Genomic DNA, 21,773 nt, shown 5'->3' with positions numbered 1-21,773 from the left:
GAAGTAACAAAAGCCCTTGATATTTCAAGGGCTTTTTCACAGGAGTAAAGGATGGCTGAAATACAAAAAGTAGTAATACTAGGCGGAGGAACAGCTGGTTGGCTGAGTGCCTCGCTAATGGCCAAGTTACTCACTAAGCACATACAAATTACCCTTATCGAATCTTCCCATATTGGCACCGTGGGTGTGGGTGAAGCGACTATCCCACCTATTGTCGCATTCAATAATGCCTTGGGCATTGACGAAAAAACCATGGTTCAGCGCACCAGCGCAACCATCAAACTCGGTATTGAGTTCGAACATTGGGGCCAGATAGGCGATAAATACATGCATGCCTTTGGCAACATAGGCAAAGCATTCCCATTTTGCGACTTTCATCATGTTTTTCATGCCGCTAAAGAGCATGGAGACACAAGCTCTTTGTGGGATTATTCACTTAATTATCAAGCTGCTAAAGCCGGGCGTTTTGCGCCACTAAAAAATATCCCTAACACCCAATTGCTTGGCACCGAGCATGCCTACCATTTCGATGCCACCTTATATGCACAATTATTGCGTGAACGTGCTGAGCAAATGGGTGTAACGCGTATAGATGCCCAAGTCACCAAAGTAGAACGCGCTGGAAATGGCGATGTTCAAGCACTGATGCTGGATAACGGCGAACGCGTTGAAGGTCAGTTATTTATAGACTGCAGTGGTTTAAGAGCATTGCTTATCGAGCAAACTCTGGGTGTGGGTTTCGAAGACTGGAGCCACTGGCTTCCTTGTGACAGTGCGGTTGCAGTACAAAGTGAATTACCAAGCGATTATGAACCGGTTCCGTACACCCGTTCGATAGCTCACGAAAATGGTTGGCAATGGCAAATACCATTGCAACACCGCATGGGGAATGGCTTAGTTTATTGCTCTCGTTATATAAGTGACGAAGACGCAAAAGAAGCACTATTGAATAACATTCCTGGAACACCGCTCAATGACCCTCGTATTATCAAATTCAAAACCGGACAACGCCGCAAACAATGGCAAAACAATGTCGTTGCTATTGGTTTGAGCAGTGGCTTTTTGGAACCGCTTGAGTCAACCAGTATTCACCTTATTCAAACAGCGATAATTCGCTTGATTAAGCACTTCCCACACAAAGGCATTTGTGCAACGTCGGTGCGTTCATTCAATGATCAAATTCAGTCGCGAAATGACTCAAATTCGTGACTTCATTATTTTGCATTATTGCTTGAACCAACGAACTGATAGCGATTTTTGGCGTCATTGCCAACAAATGGAGTTACCACAGTCGTTGGCGCAAAAAATTGCGCTTTTTAGCGACACTGGCGCGGTGTTTCGACATCAAGATGAGTTATTCACTGAAGTGGCTTGGCAGCAAGTAATGTTAGGTCAAAATTGCACGCCTAAACAGCATCATCCACTGGCAGAGCAACTGTCAGATACGCAACGTGCTGAATTGTTTGCCAGTTTGCGCACTCTCATTGACAACACCGTGGCGCAATTGCCCACACACACTGACTATCTCACAAGGATGAAAAGCTAATGCGTTGTTTGTTTCTTGCTCTAGCACTGTTCTCACATTCACTCCTAGCAATGGATGTAGCACCCAAACATTGGTGGGTGGGGATGAAAAGCCCTGAATTGCAACTTATGGTGCATCAGACGCAAGTAGGCAAACGCGAATGGCGGCTAAAGCCGCATCAAGGTGTGATATTAAATAAGCAATATAGCTTGGATAATCAAAACTATGTGTTTCTCAACCTAACTATTGCAGCCGACACACAACCGGGCACATTGACTTTCGTTTCCAACGAAAACGAGACGTTTGATTTTGAATTACACGCTCGTGTGCAAGGCAGTGCGGAGCGTCGTGGCTTTGACAGCAATGACGTGGTGTACCTCATTAACCCAGACCGTTTCGCCAATGGCGACGCCCGTAACGACAACGTCTCTGCTATGCAAGAACACGTCGACCGCAGTGCCCGTGACGGCCGCAGAGGTGGCGATATCCAAGGTATTATCGAACGATTAGATTACTTGCAGGACATGGGCTTTACCCAGTTATGGTTAACACCAGCGCGTGAGAACAATATGCCGCAAGGGTCTTATCATGGCTATGCGATGACGGATCTGTACCGTATAGACCCGAGAATGGGCGACAACGAACAATACTTCAAACTGGTTGACCAAGCTAATGAACGCGGGATGGGCGTGATCATGGATATGGTGCCCAATCATATTGGCGCGAATCACCCTTGGATGCAAGATCTACCAAGTAAGGACTGGATCAACAACGGCGGCGAGTTTGTTAGTAATAACCACAGGCGCCAAAGTGTCATGGACCTTCACGCCAGTGAGTATGACCGTTATCATTTCAATGACGCGTGGTTTGTGCCGGCCATGCCGGACTTGAATCAACGTGTGCCTGAGCTAAGCACATACCTTATTCAAAACAGTATTTGGTGGGTGGAAGAAGCGGGGCTTAGTGGCATTCGTATTGATACCAACTCCTATTCAGATAAAGCGTTTATGGCACGTTGGAGCCACGCGGTGATGGCACAGTACCCCAACTTTAATATGGTAGGCGAGGAGTGGACTGAGAATGCGGGCATCGTCGCTTATTGGCAGCAAGGTAAGCTAAACCAAGATGGCTTTAAAAGTGGCATTAAATCGATGATGGACTTCCCATTACAAGGCGCGCTTGTGCGCGCACTCAATGAGCCTGGTGGTTGGCACACTGGGTGGGTGAGAGTCTATCAGAGTCTTGGAAATGACTTTATGTATGCAAGCCCGCAATCGCTTTTGGTGTTCGCTGATAATCATGATATGAGCCGCATTCACAGCCAATTAGGACAAAGTCTGTGGAAGACCAAACTCGCCATGTCACTTATTTTGACGACTCGTGGCATCCCGCAAGTGTATTACGGTACAGAAATCCTCCTCGATAACACGCCTTCCAATGAACACGGTGATATTCGCATCGAGTTTCCAGGTGGTTTCGAAGGACATACCCAGGATGCGCTTACTGGTGCAGGTTTGTTGCCGCAACAAATTGAGATGCAAAACTTTATGCGTACACTGCTGCAACTGCGTAAGCAGCACTCGGCTTTACGTACTGGCACATTAACGCATTTTGCCCCTGATGAAGATCTGTATATTTACCAGCGTGCAAACGAGTCAGAGCGCCTAGTGGTTATTTTAAACAAAGGCGAAGCACGCACGCTTGACTTAGCCCCTTACAAAGAAGTGCTAGGCGGAGCGACGGCAGCAAAAGAGTTGCTTAGTGCGAAGTCAATACCTTTAAGCAGCACACTCACTGTACCTGCTGAACAAGCGCTTATTTTGCAGCTGCAATAATTTGAATACGTATTCACGCCATACCCAAGCGGGGGCGGAGCACGTAATATTTTTGTCATAACAATAGATAATTAAGTGACACCATGAGAAACAACAAGTTGAAGTTATCCGCCTTGGTATGCGCACTCACCGGGGCCTTGATTGGGTGCTCTGAGGCGCCAATCTCTGAGTCTGATCAGACGCATGCTGAGCAAGCATCAAGTACCGCAGCGTTGCAAAAGCCAGTGGTGTATCAAGTATTCACGCGTTTATTCGGTAATACCAACACCGAGAATGTGCCATGGGGTACATTACAGCAAAACGGTGTGGGTAAATTCGCAGACTTTGATGATGCGGCACTTCAGGGTATTAAAGAGTTAGGAGTGACGCATGTTTGGTATACCGGTGTGTTGCACCATGCGATGGTGACAGATTACAGCGACTTCAGCTTACCCAGTGACGACCCTGATGTAGTAAAAGGTCGCGCGGGCTCTCCTTATGCGATTAAAGACTATTACAACGTTAATCCCGACCTAGCATCAAAGCCAAGCGACAGATTGGCAGAATTTGAAGCGCTCATTGAACGTACACATGCCCACGGCATGAAAGTGGTAATAGATATTGTGCCCAATCATGTGGCCCGAGATTACCATTCGGTGAGCAAGCCTGAAGGCGTTGCAGATTTTGGTGCCAATGACGATACGTCAGTAGAGTATAAGCGTGATAACAACTTCTATTATGTGGTCGGCCAAGACTTTGTTGTGCCTCAAGATGAGAATTATCAAGTATTAGGAGGGGAGTCACACCCCAAAGCCGACGGACAATTTAGTGAAAGCCCTGCTAAATGGACCGGCAATGGCGCGCGTAAAGCGCAGCCTGATATTAATGATTGGTATGAAACGGTTAAAGTAAATTATGGCGTTAAACCGGATGGCAGTCACGACTTTCCAAAATTACCACAAGAATACGCAAACCTAGACTACCGCGCGCATTATGCCTTTTGGCAGGATAAAGAACTCCCTGATAGCTGGTACAAGTTCCGTGACATTACCCAGTATTGGTTGAGTAAAGGCGTTGACGGATTTCGTTATGACATGGCAGAAATGGTGCCTGTGGAGTTTTGGAGTTTTTTAAACTCAGCTATTAAGATGACCAACCCTGACGCATTTTTGCTGGCTGAGGTTTATAACCCAGATCTTTACCGTGATTATATTTACCAAGGGAAAATGGACTACTTGTACGACAAAGTAGGCTTTTATGACTCATTAAAATGGGTGATCCAAGGTAAGCAACCCGCGACAGCGGTATTAGAAAGCCATAAACAGGTGTTAGATATCGAGCAGCATTTACTGCACTTTCTCGAAAATCATGATGAACAGCGTATCGCTAGCCCTGATTTTGCTGGAGACATGAACTGGGGTAAACCGGCGATGACAGTCTCGACCTTAGTTGGTCGCTCACCAAGTATGATTTATTTCGGCCAAACGGTCGGTGAAGACGGTTCCGAAAACGCCGGATTTGGCGCACCAACACGTACCAGTATCTTCGACTATATCGGTGTGCCTGCGCACCAAGCGTGGATGAATAATGGCAAATTTGACGGTGGCGGTTTAACCGATGAGCAGCGCCAGTTGCGTCAATTCTATGTTGATTTAATGAAACTCAATGCCTTGCCAGCAATCGTCGGTGGTGATTTGAAAGAATTACCTAACTCTCAAGCAGACAATGTGATCAGTTTCGAACGTGTGCTCGGTGAGCAGCGCATTTTGGTCGTTGCAAACTTTGCCCAGCTACCTTTAGCAGTGGAAGTCGATGTAGAAGGCGCTAAATCAGGCCGAACGTTATTGGGTGCACAGCCAGAATTCTTACAACAAAAAATGTCACTTAACTTGCCTTATCAGGGCGTCAGTGTGATTGCTCTGGGAGGCAATAGCCATGAATAATATCGAAAGGCCGAATCTCAGCTTTTGGCAAATTTGGAATATGTGTTTGGGTTTTATGGGCATTCAATTTGGCTTTGCATTGCAAAATGCCAATGTCAGCCGTATTTTCCAAACCTTGGGTGCAAACATCGATGACATTCCTATTTTATGGGTCGCAGCACCACTCACAGGTTTAATTGTGCAACCGATCATCGGTTACATGAGTGACAAAACGTGGGGCCGACTAGGACGACGTCGTCCATATTTCTTCTATGGTGCGATTGTCACTACAGCCGCATTATTTGTAATGCCAAATTCTCCGACGTTATGGGTGGCTGCGGGCATGTTGTGGATTATGGATGCCTCTATCAATGTCACCATGGAACCATTTCGCGCACTTGTAGGTGATAATTTGCCAAACAAGCAACGCGCCCTAGGTTATTCGCTACAAAGCTTCTTCATTGGCGTTGGCGCGGTTGTGGCGTCAAGCCTGCCTTGGGTATTAGCGAATTGGTTTGATGTAAGCAACACCGCTGCTGCGGGTGTAATACCTGAATCAGTGCAATATGCATTCTATATCGGTGGTGTGTTCTTACTTGCGTGCGTGATGTGGACAGTCTTCACCACCAAAGAATACACGCCAGAAGAATTAGCATCCTTTGACGGCGAGTCAGCGCAAAGCGAAACAGAAGAAACAAAGACTGCCATTAACTTTACCCGCACTATGATCATTAGCGGTGCGGTGGGCATTGCCATCATTGCTATCGTCACTGGCATGTCGCTTGAAAAAGAACTGTATCTTTTAGGAGCGGGTCTTGTCGCCTTTGCACTGTTACAGGGCGTTGCGCTGTGGCAGCAGAGCAACCAGCATACTAAAAATGGCTTCTACACAGTGGTATATGATGTATTCACTATGCCAAATGCAATGCGCCAATTGGCGTGGGTACAGTTTTTTAGCTGGTTCTCATTATTCGCGATGTGGATATATACCACAGCGGCTGTGACCAGCTATCACTATGATACGTTGGATGTGACCTCGAAAGCCTATAACGATGGCGCTGATTGGGTGGGTGTTTTGTTCGCTGCCTACAACGGTTTTGCAGCCGTAGCAGCGTTGATCATTCCACTGATGGTTAAGCGTTTTGGTATTCGTATTGCGCATGCACTGAATTTAGTGCTGGGTGCGGTTGCACTGGTTAGTTTCCTATTCATTAAAGACCCGAGCTGGTTAATGCTGCCTATGGTCGGTATTGGCTTTGCGTGGGCGTCTATTTTATCTCTTCCATACGCCATGCTTTCTAGCACGCTACCGAGCGCGAAAATGGGCGTATACATGGGCATTTTTAATTTCTTTATCGTCATTCCACAGCTACTTGCCGCGAGCGTGTTGGGTTTAATTCTGAAATATGGATTCGATAACCAACCGATTTTTGCATTAGTGATAGGCGGCATTTCGTTTGTTTTAGGCGCCGTCGCAGTCAGTCGCGTGAAGTTAGTAAAATAATAAGGGGAACGCAGTGAAAGTATTTAATTCTATTGTCGCAGCCATGTTGGCTGCAGGTTTAAGTGGGTGTAATAGTGCCGAGCCACAAGCGAGTGCGCAAACCGCGCCAGGTGCACCGGGCGATACGCCTTTTTGGGCATACTCAGGTAAAACAGGGATAGGAACGTCCTTCGAAGCATACGCCAACGGTGAATATTCAGATTCAAGTGCAACAGGTACTGTATCTAAAGTATGGTTTTCGCTTGCAAAAGGTATGATTACAGAGACCATGTTCGGACTCATTCATCAAGCACAAATCCGTGATATGCAATTTATCGTTACGGGTAAGGACTTCGTGGTGGCTGAGCAGCAGGGCCTAAAAAATACCGTCGAGTATTTGAGTACGGATGAGAAAGGTCGCCCGTTGTCCTTAGCTTATCGCGTAACAAGTGAAGATCCTCAGGGTCGTTTTCGCATCATTAAAGACATTTTTACTGACCCAGATGCGCAAACCCTGATGGTGAGAGCGCGTTTTGAAGCCAACCAGCCTGGGTTGACAGCGCATGTTCAAGTTAACCCTTATATCAATAACGATGGCCTGAATGACAGCGCGAAGGTCGTAGGTAATGCGCTTATTGCTTCAAGCGAAGGTGCCCACTTCTTGAGCTTACAAAGCACACAAACGTTCGCTGACCCGTCTGTTGGCTTCTTTGGAAAAAGTGACCGCCTGACGCAGTTAAACAGTGACGCAGCGATGACACCCTATGCCAGTACAGGTGAGCAATCGGGTAACGTGACCATGAGTGCTACATTAGGCGAAATAGATGGTGACGCTAAGTTTGACTTGGTGTTGAGCTATGGCGCAACAGAGCAAGCGGCGCTAGAAGAAGGGCACAAGACGTTGAGCCGTGGTTATGACGCGGTACTTGCGCATTTCAACGGTGACGGTGAGCAAGTGGGCTGGCAAGATTACCTAGCGAGTTTATCGGTAGGTGATTTATATGCAGCGACAGCGGATGGTGGCAAATTATTGAACACCAGCGCCATGGTGCTTAAAGCGCAAGAAGACAAAACTTATGCGGGTGCCTTGATTGCATCTCTGTCTAACCCTTGGGGTGATACGGTAAAAGCTGAGCAGGGCCACACCGGATACAAAGCGGTGTGGGTGCGTGATTTTTATCAAGTCGCTATGGCGTTCTTAGCCATGGGGGATAGTGATACAGCTAAAGCCGCATTTAACTATTTGCCAAAAGTACAAGTTCACAAAAGCACCCAGGAAACCAAGGTGACAGTGGTTGGTTTTTGCAAAAAACGCATGTTGATGGTGAACTAGAGTGGGTGGGCGTTCAGCTCGATCAAACGGCTATGCCTATCATGCTAGCTTGGAAACTTTATCAAGCAGACGTGCTCAGCAAAGAAGAGTTGAGCAAATGGTATGGTGACATGCTCAAGCCTGCAGCGGATTTTCTTGTAGAGGGTGGTCTGGCCAAGATTTTGTGGAATGACACGCAAATCACGCCGCCTTTCACACAACAAGAACGTTGGGAAGAACAAGCGGGCTTCTCACCTTCTACGACTGCAGCGGTGATCGCTGGCTTGGTATCAGCCTCAGAAATCGCGTCACTCAGCGGTGATATGCAAAATGCAGAACGTTATTTGGCGAGTGCAAAAAGCTATAACAGCGACGTTGAAAAGCTGATGTTCACAACCAAAGGCACGCTTAAAGGGCAAAATGTTGATGGCCGTTACTTTGTACGCATAGCCCAAGATGAGAACGCCAATGCCGATACGCAACTTGCGTCGAACAATGGTCGTGCTGGCATGGATAAGAAACAGATTCTCGATGGCGGATTCTTAGAGCTTGTGCGTTACGGCGTGCGCGCTGCGGATAATGCTGCTATTACAGCAACCTTACCCGAATATGATGACCAAACTTTAGAGGAAAACTTACGCGTGAAATACACTTTCACAGACGCGCAAGGTGACGCATTCTCAGGCTGGCGTCGTTACGGTAATGATGGCTACGGCGAAGATGAAAAACGCGGCACTAATTATGCTGAAGACGGTACAAACACCGATGGTCAGCGTGGTCGAGTGTGGCCTTTCTTTACTGGTGAGCGTGGCCACTATGAGATTGCAGCAGCGAATCTACTCGATGGCCAAGCAGCAGAGCAGAAGTTTGCAGACATTAAATACAATTATGTTCGCGGTATGGAAGGCTTTGCTAACAAAGGCATGATGCTGCCGGAGCAAGTATGGGATGGTGTGGGTGTGAATCCATTTGGATATGAGATGGGCCAAGGCACTAACTCAGCGACGCCTTTGGCTTGGACGCACGCGGAATACGTCAAACTATTACGCTCGTTCAATGATAAAGCGGTGTGGGACCATTACCCATTGGTTGAGCAAAAGCTTAAATAACTGCGCAAAAATACAAAAGCCGCTCCTTAGATAGAGCGGCTTTTTAATAACGAACATAGTTATTTGCTTGATTGACGCACAATCAATTGTGGTGGCAAAACACTGCTCGCCACATCAACCTCTTTGTCTGCGATCAGATTCAACAAGTTAGCAACGAGCATTTGCCCTGCTAGGGTGGTGTTTTGCTGTACCGTGGACAATGGCGGGGTGCAAAAGCGTGCCACTGCAAGGTCATCAAACCCAACTACGGATACATCGTGTGGCACTCGCAACCCAGCCTCTTGTAAAGCACGAATCGCCCCGATGGCGATTAAGTCGCTGGCACCAAACAAGGCATTAAATTTAATATTGTTGGCAAGCAATGATTTGGTGGCCTGGTAGCCTGACTCTTCAGTTGAGATGGCCGTCGCCATTTTGCGTTCGCTTACATGGGCACCATGTTGCTGCAAACGTGCTTCAAAGCCATTAAAACGAGCACTGAACTCAGGGCTATGATGTGAGGCGTCGCCGATAAACGCACAATCTGTGCGTCCCAGTTCTATTAAATGTTGGGCTACGAGAGCACCGCCAGCTGCGTTGTCACAACTTACGGTCAATTCTGGTCGGCCTTCAACATTAGCCCCCCAACATACAAATTTAGTATCGCTCTCAATCAATCGGTCAAACTTGGATTGATAATCAACATAGTCGCCGTAACCGAGTAGGATAATACCATCGGCACGATGACTTTCTGCGTAGTCGGCATGCCAATCATTACTGGTGGATTGAAAGGAAACGAGCAAATCATAGCCGGATTTAGCGCACGCGCGCGTAATTGACCCAAGCATTGACAGGAAAAACGGGTTAATTTGCGACTCATCAGAAGTAGGGTCTTCAAACAACAGCACGGCAAGTGTAGAGCTTTGTTGTGCACGTAGGTTGCTAGCATTTTTATCTACTTTGTAATTGAGCTTACGTGCAACTTCGACAACTTTACGTCGTGTTTCTTCATTCACCAGTGGACTGCCGCGCAAAGCACGAGACACTGTAGACTGAGACACACCTGCGTAATGGGCAATGTCAAAAGAGGTCGCTTTACCTTTCATATGTTTCCTCAAAATTGCGAGCAAAGCTCTGCGATAAGCGCATTATCCTTTATTTTTGAGAGGATAGGGCAGTTTTAAATGGATCCGAAGCAATAAAATTGTGGCGAACTGAAAATTTTTATTGATCGAACCCTGACACCGGTGTCATAATGTCGATGTTTTATCATTTTGTTGTCACAAAACGGTTTGGCTGCCCGCTGCCCGGGCAGCATTTTTTTTCAGTAGCGCGAAAAAAATAACTGCTAACATAAACTTAATAAGTTTATGCCTAGTAAGTCAATGGTGCATGTAAGCGAATAAATGCTTTCTCGAATATTGACCTAGGTGTAAGCAAGAAGAGAAAAGACAATGAGCTCATCACGTACACAGGCAGGTAACAAGGTGGCTTTTTCACCTATCTTAGTCGCTGATATTGGCGGCACGAACGCGCGCTTTGCGCTAATTACCGACTACAACGATAACGACAACGCATTCGTTATTGACCATCAGCACACCTTTCCAAGCTGTGACTTTCGATCTTTCGAAGATGCAGTCGACGCGTATTTAGCTCATATCAATTCTCCTCAAATTCTCCGAGCGTGCCTTGCAGTTGCAGGTCCGGTAAAAGGTGAAGAAGTGATGCTGACTAACTTAGGTTGGCAGTTCAATGTCACTGCACTGAAGCAACGTTTCGGTTTTGAAAACTTACAAGTCATTAATGACTTTGCGGCATTTGCCTACGCCGCCCCTTATCTCAATGAAAAAGACAATGTCTGTGTCAAGCAGGGCATTGCACAAGCTAACGCCAATATCGCGGTGTTTGGTCCAGGAACGGGCTTTGGCGCGGCATGTTTAGTTCGTTCGCAAGGTAATCAAGCCGTAATGAGCTGCGAAGCCGGCCATATCAGTCTAGCGCCTGTGACTGAATTAGACCGTCAATTACACGCAGTATTGCGTGATGAATTGCAGCACGTTTCTGTTGAAAATGTCTTTGCGGGTCCAGGCATTGCGCGTTTATATCGTGCCATGGCCAAGGTGCAAGGCAAGGTCGTAAACGATATTGATGCGGCGCAAATCGCTGAGCTTGCACAAAATAATCAGTGCATTATTGCTGAACAAACGTTAAATCACTTCTGTGATTGGCTTGGCAGTGTGGCGGGCGATATCGCACTCAGCTTTGGTGCGCTTGGCGGCGTGTACATCGGCGGTGGTATTTTACCGCGTATGCAGGAACGTTTGCTAAATAGCCGATTTACTGAACGATTTATTGCCAAAGGCGTCATGTCGCAGTATAACAATCAGATCCCTGTCACCTTAGTGCGACAAGAACACATACCCTTTATTGGTGCTGCTGCTTGTATCCATCAAGGGCAGAATTGAGGAAAGACCAGCTAAACATGAAAAAGATAACTATAAACAGTGTTGCTGCTTATGCTGGTGTGTCGAAAAAGACAGTATCACGTGTGCTAAATAATGAGCCGAATGTCAGTGATACAACCCGAGAAAAAGTACTCAAGGCGTTTAAAGAACTTGATTACACACCCAATCCTATTGCACGTGGTTTGGCGCGTAATCGCAGTTTCATCATTGCCTGTTTGTACGACAACCCTTCAAAGAGCTATATCACGCGTTTGCAAAGCGGTGCTTTAGCAGCGTGTCACGAGCACGGTTTCAACTTATTGATTCACCCTTGTGAACTGCGCGGCGAAGCGTTACTTGAGAATATTGAGCAACTATTGCAAACGTCTCGTCTGGACGGCCTAGTGCTAACACCACCGTTTTCAGACCATGCCGATCTCGTCGCATTTTTGCGCAGAAAAAATGTGCCGTTTGCCCGCGTAGCGTCTGTGAAATTGGACGATGAGTCAATCTCGGTGCGTAGTAACGACGAGCAGGGCGCATATGAAATTACTGAGTTACTTATTGAGCTGGGTCACAAAGACATTGCTTTCATCAAAGGTCACCCAGATCACAGTGCAACCGAACAACGCTTTAATGGTTATCGTCGCGCATTAGAACAACACCATATTGCCTATCAAGAACGTTTGGTGGAAGAGGGTAACTTCTCTTATCACTCTGGCGCTGACAGTGCACAAACAATCCTCCATTTAGAACCTAGACCGACTGCTGTATTTGCGTCTAACGACTACATGGCAGCAGCAGTTTTAAAAGCAGCAACGCAAATGGATTTAAAGGTTCCTGATGATATTTCCATTGCTGGTTTTGATAATGCGCCTATCGCACGCCATATTTGGCCAGGCTTAACCACCATTGCACAACCTGTTGAAGAAATGACGCGCTTGGCAGTGAGCCATTTAATCGAACAAATCAACACGTCGGATGCCGAGGAAAATGAACAAGAGACTGGGCCCCTTCAGATTACTTTAGAAGCTGAACTTATATGTCGAGAATCTACAGCAGCGCCCAAAAACTAATCTAAACATCCCAATTGCACGGAATTAAAAACCAACACCTAGGTGTTGGTTTTTTGTTTTTATTCGGTAAATAACTCGCAACATAAATTTTTTAAGCTAAATTTAATACAAGGCTTGACACCGGTGTCAGAGGTGTGAGTAAATAGCCTTGACACCGGTGTCAGCTTGGTTGTGAGAGACAAGTTGGCAGCGTACCTTTGAACGGGTAAATCAAAGCTGCTCGGTACTTCAGTACGCCGGAGTCTGTACTGAAGTGCTGAGCCTTTTATCCCCTAATGGCAAGAAAAGAGCAGAATTATGTTGCATCCGCGTATTAAAGAAGTGACCGAACGAGTTATAGAACGCAGTAAAGCGAGCCGCCAAGCTTATCTGGCACGCATGGAAGAAGCGAAGTCACAAGAGCGTGTTCGCGCAGGGATCGGATGCGGCAACCTAGCACACGTTATGGCAGCGTGTAGCAGTGATGATAAAGCGCGCCTAAGTGGCGACGAAAAACCAAACCTAGCCATCATCAATTCATACAATGACATGCTTTCAGCGCATGTGCCTTACAAAGAATACCCAGATTTAATTAAACAAATTGCCAAGAAATTCGATGCCACCGCTCAAGTAGCAGGCGGTGTACCGGCAATGTGTGACGGTGTTACACAAGGTCGTGATGGCATGGATTTGTCTTTGTTTTCTCGCGATGTTATCGCAATGTCGACAGCAATTGCGTTGTCACACGACGTTTTCGATGGCGTGTTTTGCTTGGGTGTATGCGACAAAATCGTCCCAGGTCTTGTGATTGGCGCGTTATCATTTGGTCACCTACCCGTTTACTTCTTACCAGCCGGCCCAATGCCTTCTGGTATTCCGAACAAAGAAAAAGCACGTGTGCGTCAAAAGTTTGCTCAAGGTTTGGTTAGCCGTGAAGAGCTATTAAAGGCGGAAAGTGAATCATACCACAGCGCCGGTACCTGCACCTTCTACGGCACAGCAAACTCAAACCAAATGTTGATGGAAATTATGGGGCTACATCTGCCAGGTAGCTCATTTGTAAATCCTTATACAGAACTACGTGATGGTCTAACTGCGCAGGCTGTTGAAAATATGCTGAAACAGCTAATCGATACTAAAAACGCAGTGCCGATGTGTGAAGTAGTCAGTGAAAAAACCATTATTAATGGTTTGATTGGCCTTCTTGCAACGGGTGGTTCAACAAACCATGCGATCCACCTTGTAGCGATGGCAAAAGCCGCGGGTGTAGAGCTTACGTGGAAAGACATGTCTGATTTGTCTGAAGTGGTGCCACTGTTGACTCGCATCTATCCAAATGGCTCTGCTGACGTCAATCACTTCCAAGCTGCCGGTGGTATGGGTTTCTTAATGAAGCAACTTATTGAAAAAGGGTTGTTGCACGCTGACGTGAAAACCATTCTCGGCGAAGGCCTTGAACCTTACACCACAGAGCCTCGTCTAGACAAAGACGTGAATCTGATCGTTTCAGATAGCACTGGCCCAAGTAAAGTGAAGTGGGTCGCTTGCGCTGAAACATCACACGATGAAGAAGTACTGCGTCCTGCGGATAACCCATTTAACCGCAGTGGTGGTTTGCAACTACTGAGCGGCAACCTAGGTAAGGCTGTTATTAAAGTTTCCGCTGTGCAAGAGCAGCATCAAGTTGTCAGTGCGCCGGCGAAAGTATTCTCAGACCAAGCAAGCTTGCAAGCTGCGTTTGGTCGAGGCGAATTGAACCAAGATTTTATTGCCGTAATTAAAGAGCAGGGGCCAAAAGCCAAAGGCATGCCTGAGCTTCACAAGCTAACCCCTGTGATGGCAACCCTTCAGGATCAAGGCTACAAGGTAGCGATCGTTACTGATGGTCGTATGTCGGGTGCATCAGGCAAGGTACCTGCAGCAATCCATTTGGCACCAGAAGCAGTGGAAGGCGGCATTATCGCCAAGATCAAAGATGGCAACCTGATCACATTGGATGCACCAAAAGGTGTATTAAAGCTGCATGTAAGCGATGAAGAGCTTGCGCAGCGTGAAATTGAAATCGTCCATACAGGCGCGACATTCGGCACAGGTCGAGAGTTGTTTGCTGGATTTAGAAACATAGTAAGCAGTGCTGATTTAGGTGCTAGCGCATTTGCGCCAGCCTACGAACAATAAAATGCGCTGGGAATGAGGATAACACCATGTCTATTGAACAAATTTTAACATCAGCACCTGTTGTTCCTGTCGTTGTCATTGACCGATTGGAAGATGCAGAGCCATTAGCTAAGGCTTTGTTTAACGGCGGATTACGCGCATTAGAAATCACCCTTCGTACGCCAATCGCTGCAGAGGCGGTAAAGGTCATGAAGCAAGCTGTGCCAGAAGCGTATGTGGGCACAGGTACGGTAATCGACAAGGTCACATTTGAAGCGTCAATCGACGCTGGCGCAGATTTTATGGTGAGCCCTGGTGTTAATGACGAATTACTCGCTTTGGCAAGCCAAAGCGATACCCCTTTCTTGCCCGGAGCGGCCACGCCAAGCGAAGTAATGAGGCTCGCGGAGCGTGGCTTCTCTTTTTTGAAGTTTTTCCCAGCGGCAGCAGCGGGTGGTCCAGCGATGTTGAAATCGATTGGTGGTCCACTTCCAGGGGTTAAGTTTTGCCCAACAGGTGGCATCAGTTTAGAAACAGCACCTCAATACCTATCTCTAGACAACGTCGTTTGTGTGGGTGGTACGTGGATGCTTGATAAAACATTAATTGAAAAACAGGACTGGCAAGCTATTGAGCAACTCGCACGTCAAGCCAGCCAACTTAAATAGTGATAGGGGACAGTTAAAATGATTAAAGTAGCTATTAATGGGTATGGTCGTATTGGTCGCAATACATTACGTGCGTTATATGAATCTGGTCAAAATGCCGACATCCAAATCGTTGCTATCAATGACTTAGCGCCGGCAAATGTGAATGCCCATCTTACACAATTCGACTCGGTACACGGTCAATTTTCACAAAAAGTGAGCTTGCAAGATGACGTCATGGTTGTCGGCAACGACGAAATTAAACTCGTTCAAGAGCGTGACCCGGCGAACTTGCCTTGGGCTGAATTAAACGTCGATATCGTGCTGGAATGTACAGGTTTATTCACTTCACGAGAAGCGGCAGCAAAGCACATTGAAGCTGGCGCGAAGAAAGTCATTGTCTCTGCACCTGGCACAGACATGGATGCAACCGTTGTACACGGCGTTAACGACGATGTACTTAATGCGCAAAGCACCATTATTTCAAACGCATCATGTACAACTAACTGTTTAGCGCCGGTTGCTAAGGCGTTGAATGATGCTATTGGTATCGAACAGGGTAGCATGACGACAATTCACGCGTACACGAACGACCAAAACTTATCTGACGTTTATCACCCAGATTTGTATCGTGCTCGTAGTGCAACGCAGTCTATGATCCCAACAAAAACCGGTGCCGCTAAAGCAGTAGGTCTCGTGCTACCTGAGCTAGCAGGTAAGCTTGATGGTATGGCTGTTCGAGTGCCGACTATTAATGTATCGCTCGTTGACTTAACCTTTATCGCTAAGCGCGACACCACGGCTCAGGAAGTCAATGAAGTGGTTAAAGCTGCTGCGCAAGGCGCGATGTCAGAAGTATTGGCATACAACGAGTTACCGCTTGTTTCTATCGACTTTAATCATAATCCAGCATCGTCAGTATTTGATTCTACTCAAACAAAAGTTGATGGTAAGCTGGTTAAAGTGATGGCTTGGTATGATAACGAGTGGGGTTTCTCAAACCGTATGCTAGACCAAGTTAAGAACTTAGCTAAGTTCTTATAATTCCATTGTTGTTAAATCAAAAGCCGCTTATGCGGCTTTTTTTATTTTATACATCTAAGTTTTTGCGTTGTTCCTAATTCTAGCTATGCTTTAGATATAATTAAAATATGATGCTAGCACATTGAAATTACGCCGTTTTGTTTACTGGATAACTGGAACATCTGTCGTCATCGTCACAAGCCTTATTGCCGCAACTTCTTATGTTTATGTGAGCCTAGGGAGTGTGACCAAAATGCAGGCGCAACTGCATGATCACCAACGTGCGATCGATTATTTACGTATCGCTAAAAACGAATTCTTACTGAATCAAGATGTAACCTCACTTAAATCACTCGAAGAGCATATTGCCTATTATTGGCAACATCAGATTATGCTCAGCCAAGACGCTGTTAATGACACTGAAAAACTGTTAGTTGAAGAGGTGACGAGCAGTGTTCAAGCCTATATTGATCAACTGAATGAGTTAATGGCCTTGTTGCGCCGTTTAGGCCTTAATGAAAACCAAGGGCTTAGTGGGGAGTTTAGAAAGCAAATACACAAGCTTCAATCCATTGCCAATAGAGAAGAAGATACCTACCTCAACACGCAGATCCTTGAAATGCGCCGTCGTGAGAAAGACTTTTTGCTGCGCTTTGATGATCAATACTTAGACTTACATCGCAGCCATTACGATAACATCATCGCCCACCTACAAGAATCAGATGACCAAGAGCAGTTAGGCTTGACCCAACAATATGGTCAACTGTTTGCCGATGTTGTGGCGGCCTACAACTTTTTGGGAGTTCACCAAGATGAGGGGTTAAGGCTGCAAATGACGCTGCAAGAATTGAAAACTGAAAGAGCGTCGCAAAAGCTTGCCTTGGGTTATACCCAAAATCGGATTAACGATGCGTTGATGGCCAACGCTGGCGTGTTGACGTTGGTTGCCATAATAGCGATACTCCTGCTCGTGTTTTTGCACATTTTGAGCGCGCGCGTTTCGCATTCGTTGGCAAAATTACATGAGCAAATTGCGCGAGTTATGAATGAGGAAGATTTTTCATTTCGAACAGCTTTGCACGGAAAAGATGAAATTGCCTTACTGGGGCGTGATATTGACCAGCTATTTGCTTTTATCGAGGACTTGCTGCAGCGCTTAGGCGAAGCCCAAGACAAGTTGATTGAAGAAGCAAAAATGGCAAGTTTGGGAAGTATGGTGAGCGGATTTGCTCACGAACTCAATACGCCGATTGGCGTTGCTATTACCAGCCAATCGGTACTCAAAGACCAGTTTTTACTACTCAAATCGGATTTTCAGTCGGGTCAATTAAAGAAACATACCCTGACTAACTTGATAAAAAATGCTGAACGCTCATTGGCGTTATTGGAAAATAACCTTTATCGAAGTGCGCAACTCATTGACACGTTCAAACTGATGTCAGCGCACAATGACAGTAATCTTGAAGTGAACTTCGCGGTCAAATCGACTATCGAAAATGTATTGGCCAGTTTACAAAGTGAAGTCGAGGCTGCTCAAGCCTCATTTATTGTTGATGCGGATGAGCAACTTAGTATGACATCATCCGTTAGTGCCTTCACCCAGATTATTACTTGCTGTGTTAGAAATTGCTTACTGCATGCCTCTAAAGAAGACAATCGTTTGGAAGTGGTAATTCGCGTCACCGCTGAGAATGGCGTGGTACATCTTTATATTGATGATAATGGACCAGGCATGTATGACGCGCTAAAAGCGAAAGCATTCGAGCCATTCATAACGACCAAGCGTAACGAAGGGGGAACAGGTATAGGGCTTGCCATTGTTTATAATCTCGTAAGAACGACCCTCAAAGGACAAGTTACACTGCAGAATTTACGTCCGCGTGGCTTAAGCGTACACATTACTTTCATGCCAAGTAAGCTCAAATAAGTATATATGTAATTGCATATATACTTATTGATCGCTAATATCCTTACATCTGTTTTTCCATATATATAGATTATGGATATTTTCAAAGCGTTGAGCGATGACACTCGCCTACAAATATGTTTATTGATCATGCAAGAGCACGAGCTGTGTGTCTGCGAGCTCGTAAACGCACTTGACTTAAGCCAACCTAAAATCTCGAGGCACCTAGCCTTATTAAAAGACTATGGCTTACTTAGCACGCGCAAACATAAACAATGGGTTTTTTATTCACTTAATGAGCAATTGCCACAGTGGCAAATGACCATTATTTCCACCACATTCAAGTACAACGCACCATTGTTAGATTTGGCGTTGACTCGATTAAATGCCATGGGCGCGCGGCCAAGCCGACAAGCGTCATGCTGTAACTAAGGAGATAGACAATGACAATTAAAGTCGGTATCAATGGCTTTGGCCGTATGGGGCGCTTAATTATGCGCGCAGCGTTTGATTGGTCAGAGTTTGAAGTCGTGCATATAAACGAGCCGGCAGGCGATGCAAAGACACTTGCTCATCTTCTGGAATTTGATTCAGTACACGGTCGTTGGCACCACGTACCAAGCACAAATGAACAAGACATGACGATAAATGGTAAAGCCATTCGATGTACTCAAAACAAAGAGATCAATGATACGGACTGGTCAGCATGCGATATCGTCATTGAAGCGTCAGGGGTGATGAAGCAACGTTCATTGCTGGAACAATATTTGGTGCAGGGTGTAAAAAAAGTTGTTGTCACCGCACCGGTTAAAGAAGAGGGGGTGTTGAATATTGTCATGGGGGTGAACGATGCGCTTTATGATGCTCAGCAGCATCATATCGTGACTGCAGCTTCGTGTACCACAAACTGCTTAGCACCCGTTGTTAAAGTGTTACAGGATAAAATTGGCATTAAACATGGTTCAATGACAACTATCCATGACATCACCAATACTCAAACAATCCTAGACGCCCCCCACAAAGACTTACGCCGAGCGCGTGCCTGTGGCATGAGTCTTATCCCGACAACAACGGGCTCAGCCACTGCAATTACCCATATTTTTCCAGAGCTAAAAGGTAAATTAAATGGCCACGCTGTGCGCGTTCCCTTGGCGAATGCTTCAATCACAGATTGTGTCTTTGAATTAAATCGAGCTACTTCTGAAGTTGAGCTCAACGCGTGGTTTAAGGAAGCGGCAGAAGGTGAATTAAAAGGTATTTTGGGATATGAAGAAAAGCCTTTGGTTTCAATTGACTACCGGACAGACCCGCGTTCAAGCGTCGTTGATGCACTGTCCACCATGGTGGTAAATGGCACTCAAGCAAAAATGTACTTGTGGTACGACAACGAGTGGGGCTATGCAAATCGCAGTGCAGAGCTTGTACGCAAAGTGGCCTTGGGACTTTAAGGAATATCAATGACATCATCCCCAATGCAGCAGTATGCCGTAATTACTGGTAACTATTGGGCATTTACCCTGAGCGATGGTGCGCTACGTATGTTAGTCGTACTGTATTTTTATCAGTTAGGATACACACCGTTATCCATCGCTATGCTGTTCTTATTTTATGAGTTTTTCGGTGTGGTGACCAATCTTGTAGGCGGTTGGTTGGGCGCGCGTTTAGGGCTTAATCGAACTATGCAGTTGGGGATGGTGTTGCAATTGCTTGCTTTGTCCATGCTGTTAGTGGATGAAAGCATGTTGAATGTGGCTTGGGTAATGGCGGCTCAAGCTTTTAGCGGTATAGCAAAAGATCTTAACAAGATGAGCGCAAAAAGCGCCATTAAAATGGTCGTTGCTGAGCAGCATCAAGGCCGCTTGTACTCTTGGATAGCGATGCTCACTGGCTCAAAAAACGCCCTCAAGGGAATCGGCTATTTTCTTGGCGGTGCACTGCTTACGATGTTTGCCTTCAAAGGGGCTATAGTCGCATTGATATTGCTAGTTGGTTTAGGATTTTTACTGAGTGCTTGGTTGTTACAAGAAGATTTGGGACGTGCGAAATACAAACCCAAGTTTAAAGATGTCTTCTCAAAAAGTGCCGCATTAAATCGCCTGTCGATGGCAAGGTTACTATTATTTGCTTCTCGTGATGTATGGTTTGTTGTTGCGCTGCCTGTGTTTTTTATTTCTCAACTTGGTTGGCAGCACGAGCAAGTTGGCACCTTTATGGCGGTGTGGATCATTGGTTACGGCGTGGTGCAAAGTTTAGCGCCGCGTTTAGGATTAAAAAATGACAACGTATTTAACCATGCCGTTCGTCTAAGTGCGCTATTAGCAATTACCACGGCCATCTTGATCACAGTGTTTTGGACATTGGGTACTTCAGTGCCAAAACAGACTGTCATTTTGGTTGTTGGCTTATTAATGTTTGGGGCTGTATTCGCAGTTAACTCGTCTTTACACAGTTACCTCGTCGTCAAATTAGCACACAGAGAGAGTGTCTCTATGGACGTGGGCTTCTATTATATGGCCAATGCGAGTGGGCGACTGATAGGCACAATGCTCTCAGGTTGGCTATATCAGCAAAGTGGGATCCTCGCATGTTTGATGTGTGCATTGTGTATGCAAATAGCGACGTGGTGGGTTTCTCGCGGTTTGCGTGAATGAACACATAACTGGTTACATTTAAACGTAAACTTTTCCAAATTTTTGGGCTCTTAAAAGCTAAAGGAGGGTTTATGACACAACCAAAAATAGCGCACAGCGTTAACACACTTCTCAAAAATAACTGGGGACTGATTTTAACTATAGTGAGTATTGTCACTATCAGAAGTTCATTTGCTGACTGGTATACCGTGCCATCGGGCTCTATGCTGCCAACCATTGAAATAGGTGACCGGGTCACAGTTAATAAAATGGCCTACGACCTGCGAGTACCGTTTAGCGACATTGTTTTAGTGCGTCTTGATGACCCTAGCCGTGGTGATATTGTCGTGTTTGAGTCAACAGCCGCAGAAGAACGATTAATCAAACGTGTTATTGGCTTACCTGGTGACACGGTCGCGATGCGCAATGAAAAGTTGTTTATCAATGGTGAGCAGCAAAAATACGAAGTAGAACAAGAGACCCTCGCTGAAGCGTTTGTTACTGAGCATTTGGGTGACTTACAACATACCATCAGAATAGATAAATCTAGACCGAGCGCGTATGGCAACCTACCTTCTGTAACAATTCCGGACGACTATTATCTCGTGATGGGTGATAACCGAAGAAATAGCGCAGACTCGAGAGTGTATGGCTTGGTACCGCGCACCGAATTGCGAGGCAAAGCGAATCGAGTGGCATTTTCGCTGGATTACGACAATTATTATTTACCTAAGCAAGGGCGTTTCGCGTTTAACCTGTATTGATTC

14 protein-coding genes and 2 pseudogenes are annotated in these 21,773 nt (G+C 46.0%); 15 read left to right on the top strand and 1 reads right to left on the bottom strand.

What is annotated here, in order from left to right:
* The first annotated feature begins 51 nt into the window (after window positions 1–51).
* From ACH19P_RS10635 to ACH19P_RS10615, 5 genes and pseudogenes are all read left to right on the top strand, one after another.
* A pseudogene (locus ACH19P_RS10635) lies at window positions 52–1,546 on the top strand (tryptophan halogenase family protein).
* The gene (locus ACH19P_RS10630; RefSeq protein WP_462158526.1) at window positions 1,546–3,360 is read left to right on the top strand and encodes a glycoside hydrolase family 13 protein; all 1,815 of its coding nucleotides are present in this window, start codon (window positions 1,546–1,548) and stop codon (window positions 3,358–3,360) included. Before ACH19P_RS10635 ends, ACH19P_RS10630 begins: the two are co-directional and overlap by 1 nt.
* A gap of 83 nt (window positions 3,361–3,443) precedes the next feature.
* Window positions 3,444–5,282: an alpha-amylase family glycosyl hydrolase gene (locus tag ACH19P_RS10625; protein WP_462158525.1), complete on the top strand. Its 1,839-nt coding sequence runs from the start codon at window positions 3,444–3,446 to the stop codon at window positions 5,280–5,282.
* Complete coding sequence (locus ACH19P_RS10620; RefSeq protein ID WP_462158524.1) at window positions 5,275–6,765, top strand: MFS transporter; 1,491 nt, start codon at window positions 5,275–5,277, stop codon at window positions 6,763–6,765. Before ACH19P_RS10625 ends, ACH19P_RS10620 begins: the two co-directional genes overlap by 8 nt.
* Before the next feature lie 13 nt (window positions 6,766–6,778).
* Window positions 6,779–9,165, top strand: a pseudogene (locus ACH19P_RS10615) (glycoside hydrolase family 15 protein).
* A gap of 59 nt (window positions 9,166–9,224) precedes the next feature.
* Here the strand turns inward: ACH19P_RS10615 and ACH19P_RS10610 are convergent.
* Window positions 9,225–10,250 carry a LacI family DNA-binding transcriptional regulator gene (locus ACH19P_RS10610; protein WP_462158523.1) on the bottom strand — a complete coding sequence of 342 codons (1,026 nt, stop codon included), beginning with the start codon at window positions 10,248–10,250 and terminating at the stop codon, window positions 9,225–9,227.
* Between the two features lie 348 nt (window positions 10,251–10,598).
* Between ACH19P_RS10610 and glk the strand changes: the two genes are divergently transcribed.
* The 10 genes from glk (at window position 10,599) to lepB (ending at window position 21,770) form a co-directional block, all read left to right on the top strand.
* Window positions 10,599–11,609 (top strand): glucokinase, encoded by a 1,011-nt coding sequence (glk, locus tag ACH19P_RS10605; protein WP_462158522.1) that lies wholly within the window; start codon window positions 10,599–10,601, stop codon window positions 11,607–11,609.
* 17 nt (window positions 11,610–11,626) lie between these two features.
* A complete protein-coding gene (locus tag ACH19P_RS10600) occupies window positions 11,627–12,664 on the top strand; it encodes a LacI family DNA-binding transcriptional regulator (protein WP_462158521.1) in 1,038 nt (345 codons plus the stop codon).
* Window positions 12,665–12,961: 297 nt separating this feature from the next.
* The gene (edd, locus tag ACH19P_RS10595) at window positions 12,962–14,821 is read left to right on the top strand and encodes a phosphogluconate dehydratase (protein ID WP_462158520.1); all 1,860 of its coding nucleotides are present in this window, start codon (window positions 12,962–12,964) and stop codon (window positions 14,819–14,821) included.
* Window positions 14,822–14,847: 26 nt separating this feature from the next.
* A complete protein-coding gene (eda, locus tag ACH19P_RS10590; protein ID WP_462158519.1) occupies window positions 14,848–15,468 on the top strand; it encodes a bifunctional 4-hydroxy-2-oxoglutarate aldolase/2-dehydro-3-deoxy-phosphogluconate aldolase in 621 nt (206 codons plus the stop codon).
* 18 nt (window positions 15,469–15,486) lie between these two features.
* Window positions 15,487–16,491 carry a type I glyceraldehyde-3-phosphate dehydrogenase gene (gene gap / locus ACH19P_RS10585; protein WP_462158518.1) on the top strand — a complete coding sequence of 335 codons (1,005 nt, stop codon included), beginning with the start codon at window positions 15,487–15,489 and terminating at the stop codon, window positions 16,489–16,491.
* Window positions 16,492–16,612: 121 nt separating this feature from the next.
* On the top strand, window positions 16,613–18,397 hold the full coding sequence (locus ACH19P_RS10580; protein WP_462158517.1) for a sensor histidine kinase: 1,785 nt from the start codon (window positions 16,613–16,615) through the stop codon (window positions 18,395–18,397).
* 72 nt (window positions 18,398–18,469) lie between these two features.
* Entirely contained in the window at window positions 18,470–18,808 is a 339-nt protein-coding gene (locus tag ACH19P_RS10575) for an ArsR/SmtB family transcription factor (RefSeq protein WP_462158516.1), read from the top strand.
* Between the two features lie 11 nt (window positions 18,809–18,819).
* On the top strand, window positions 18,820–19,824 hold the full coding sequence (locus tag ACH19P_RS10570; protein ID WP_462158515.1) for an ArsJ-associated glyceraldehyde-3-phosphate dehydrogenase: 1,005 nt from the start codon (window positions 18,820–18,822) through the stop codon (window positions 19,822–19,824).
* Window positions 19,825–19,833: 9 nt separating this feature from the next.
* The gene (arsJ, locus tag ACH19P_RS10565) at window positions 19,834–21,027 is read left to right on the top strand and encodes an organoarsenical effux MFS transporter ArsJ (protein ID WP_462158514.1); all 1,194 of its coding nucleotides are present in this window, start codon (window positions 19,834–19,836) and stop codon (window positions 21,025–21,027) included.
* A 71-nt stretch (window positions 21,028–21,098) separates the two neighbouring features.
* Entirely contained in the window at window positions 21,099–21,770 is a 672-nt protein-coding gene (lepB, locus tag ACH19P_RS10560; RefSeq protein WP_462158513.1) for a signal peptidase I, read from the top strand.
* Window positions 21,771–21,773: the final 3 nt, after the last annotated feature.

It is taken from the genome of Pseudoalteromonas sp. GB56, assembly GCF_054923835.1.
This window is presented reverse-complemented; position numbering and strand designations above follow the sequence as displayed.

Bases quoted from the DNA above. Each gene is read 5' to 3' on its own strand.
- glk (WP_462158522.1), top strand. From the start codon at position 10,599: ATGAGCTCATCACGTACACAGGCAGGTAACAAGGTGGCTTTTTCACCT.
- lepB (WP_462158513.1), top strand. From the start codon at position 21,099: ATGACACAACCAAAAATAGCGCACAGCGTTAACACACTTCTCAAAAAT.
- ACH19P_RS10630 (WP_462158526.1), top strand. From the start codon at position 1,546: ATGCGTTGTTTGTTTCTTGCTCTAGCACTGTTCTCACATTCACTCCTA.
- ACH19P_RS10625 (WP_462158525.1), top strand. From the start codon at position 3,444: ATGAGAAACAACAAGTTGAAGTTATCCGCCTTGGTATGCGCACTCACC.
- ACH19P_RS10610 (WP_462158523.1), bottom strand. From the start codon at position 10,250: ATGAAAGGTAAAGCGACCTCTTTTGACATTGCCCATTACGCAGGTGTG.
- ACH19P_RS10620 (WP_462158524.1), top strand. From the start codon at position 5,275: ATGAATAATATCGAAAGGCCGAATCTCAGCTTTTGGCAAATTTGGAAT.
- ACH19P_RS10600 (WP_462158521.1), top strand. From the start codon at position 11,627: ATGAAAAAGATAACTATAAACAGTGTTGCTGCTTATGCTGGTGTGTCG.
- arsJ (WP_462158514.1), top strand. From the start codon at position 19,834: ATGACATCATCCCCAATGCAGCAGTATGCCGTAATTACTGGTAACTAT.
- ACH19P_RS10575 (WP_462158516.1), top strand. From the start codon at position 18,470: ATGGATATTTTCAAAGCGTTGAGCGATGACACTCGCCTACAAATATGT.
- edd (WP_462158520.1), top strand. From the start codon at position 12,962: ATGTTGCATCCGCGTATTAAAGAAGTGACCGAACGAGTTATAGAACGC.
- ACH19P_RS10570 (WP_462158515.1), top strand. From the start codon at position 18,820: ATGACAATTAAAGTCGGTATCAATGGCTTTGGCCGTATGGGGCGCTTA.
- eda (WP_462158519.1), top strand. From the start codon at position 14,848: ATGTCTATTGAACAAATTTTAACATCAGCACCTGTTGTTCCTGTCGTT.
- gap (WP_462158518.1), top strand. From the start codon at position 15,487: ATGATTAAAGTAGCTATTAATGGGTATGGTCGTATTGGTCGCAATACA.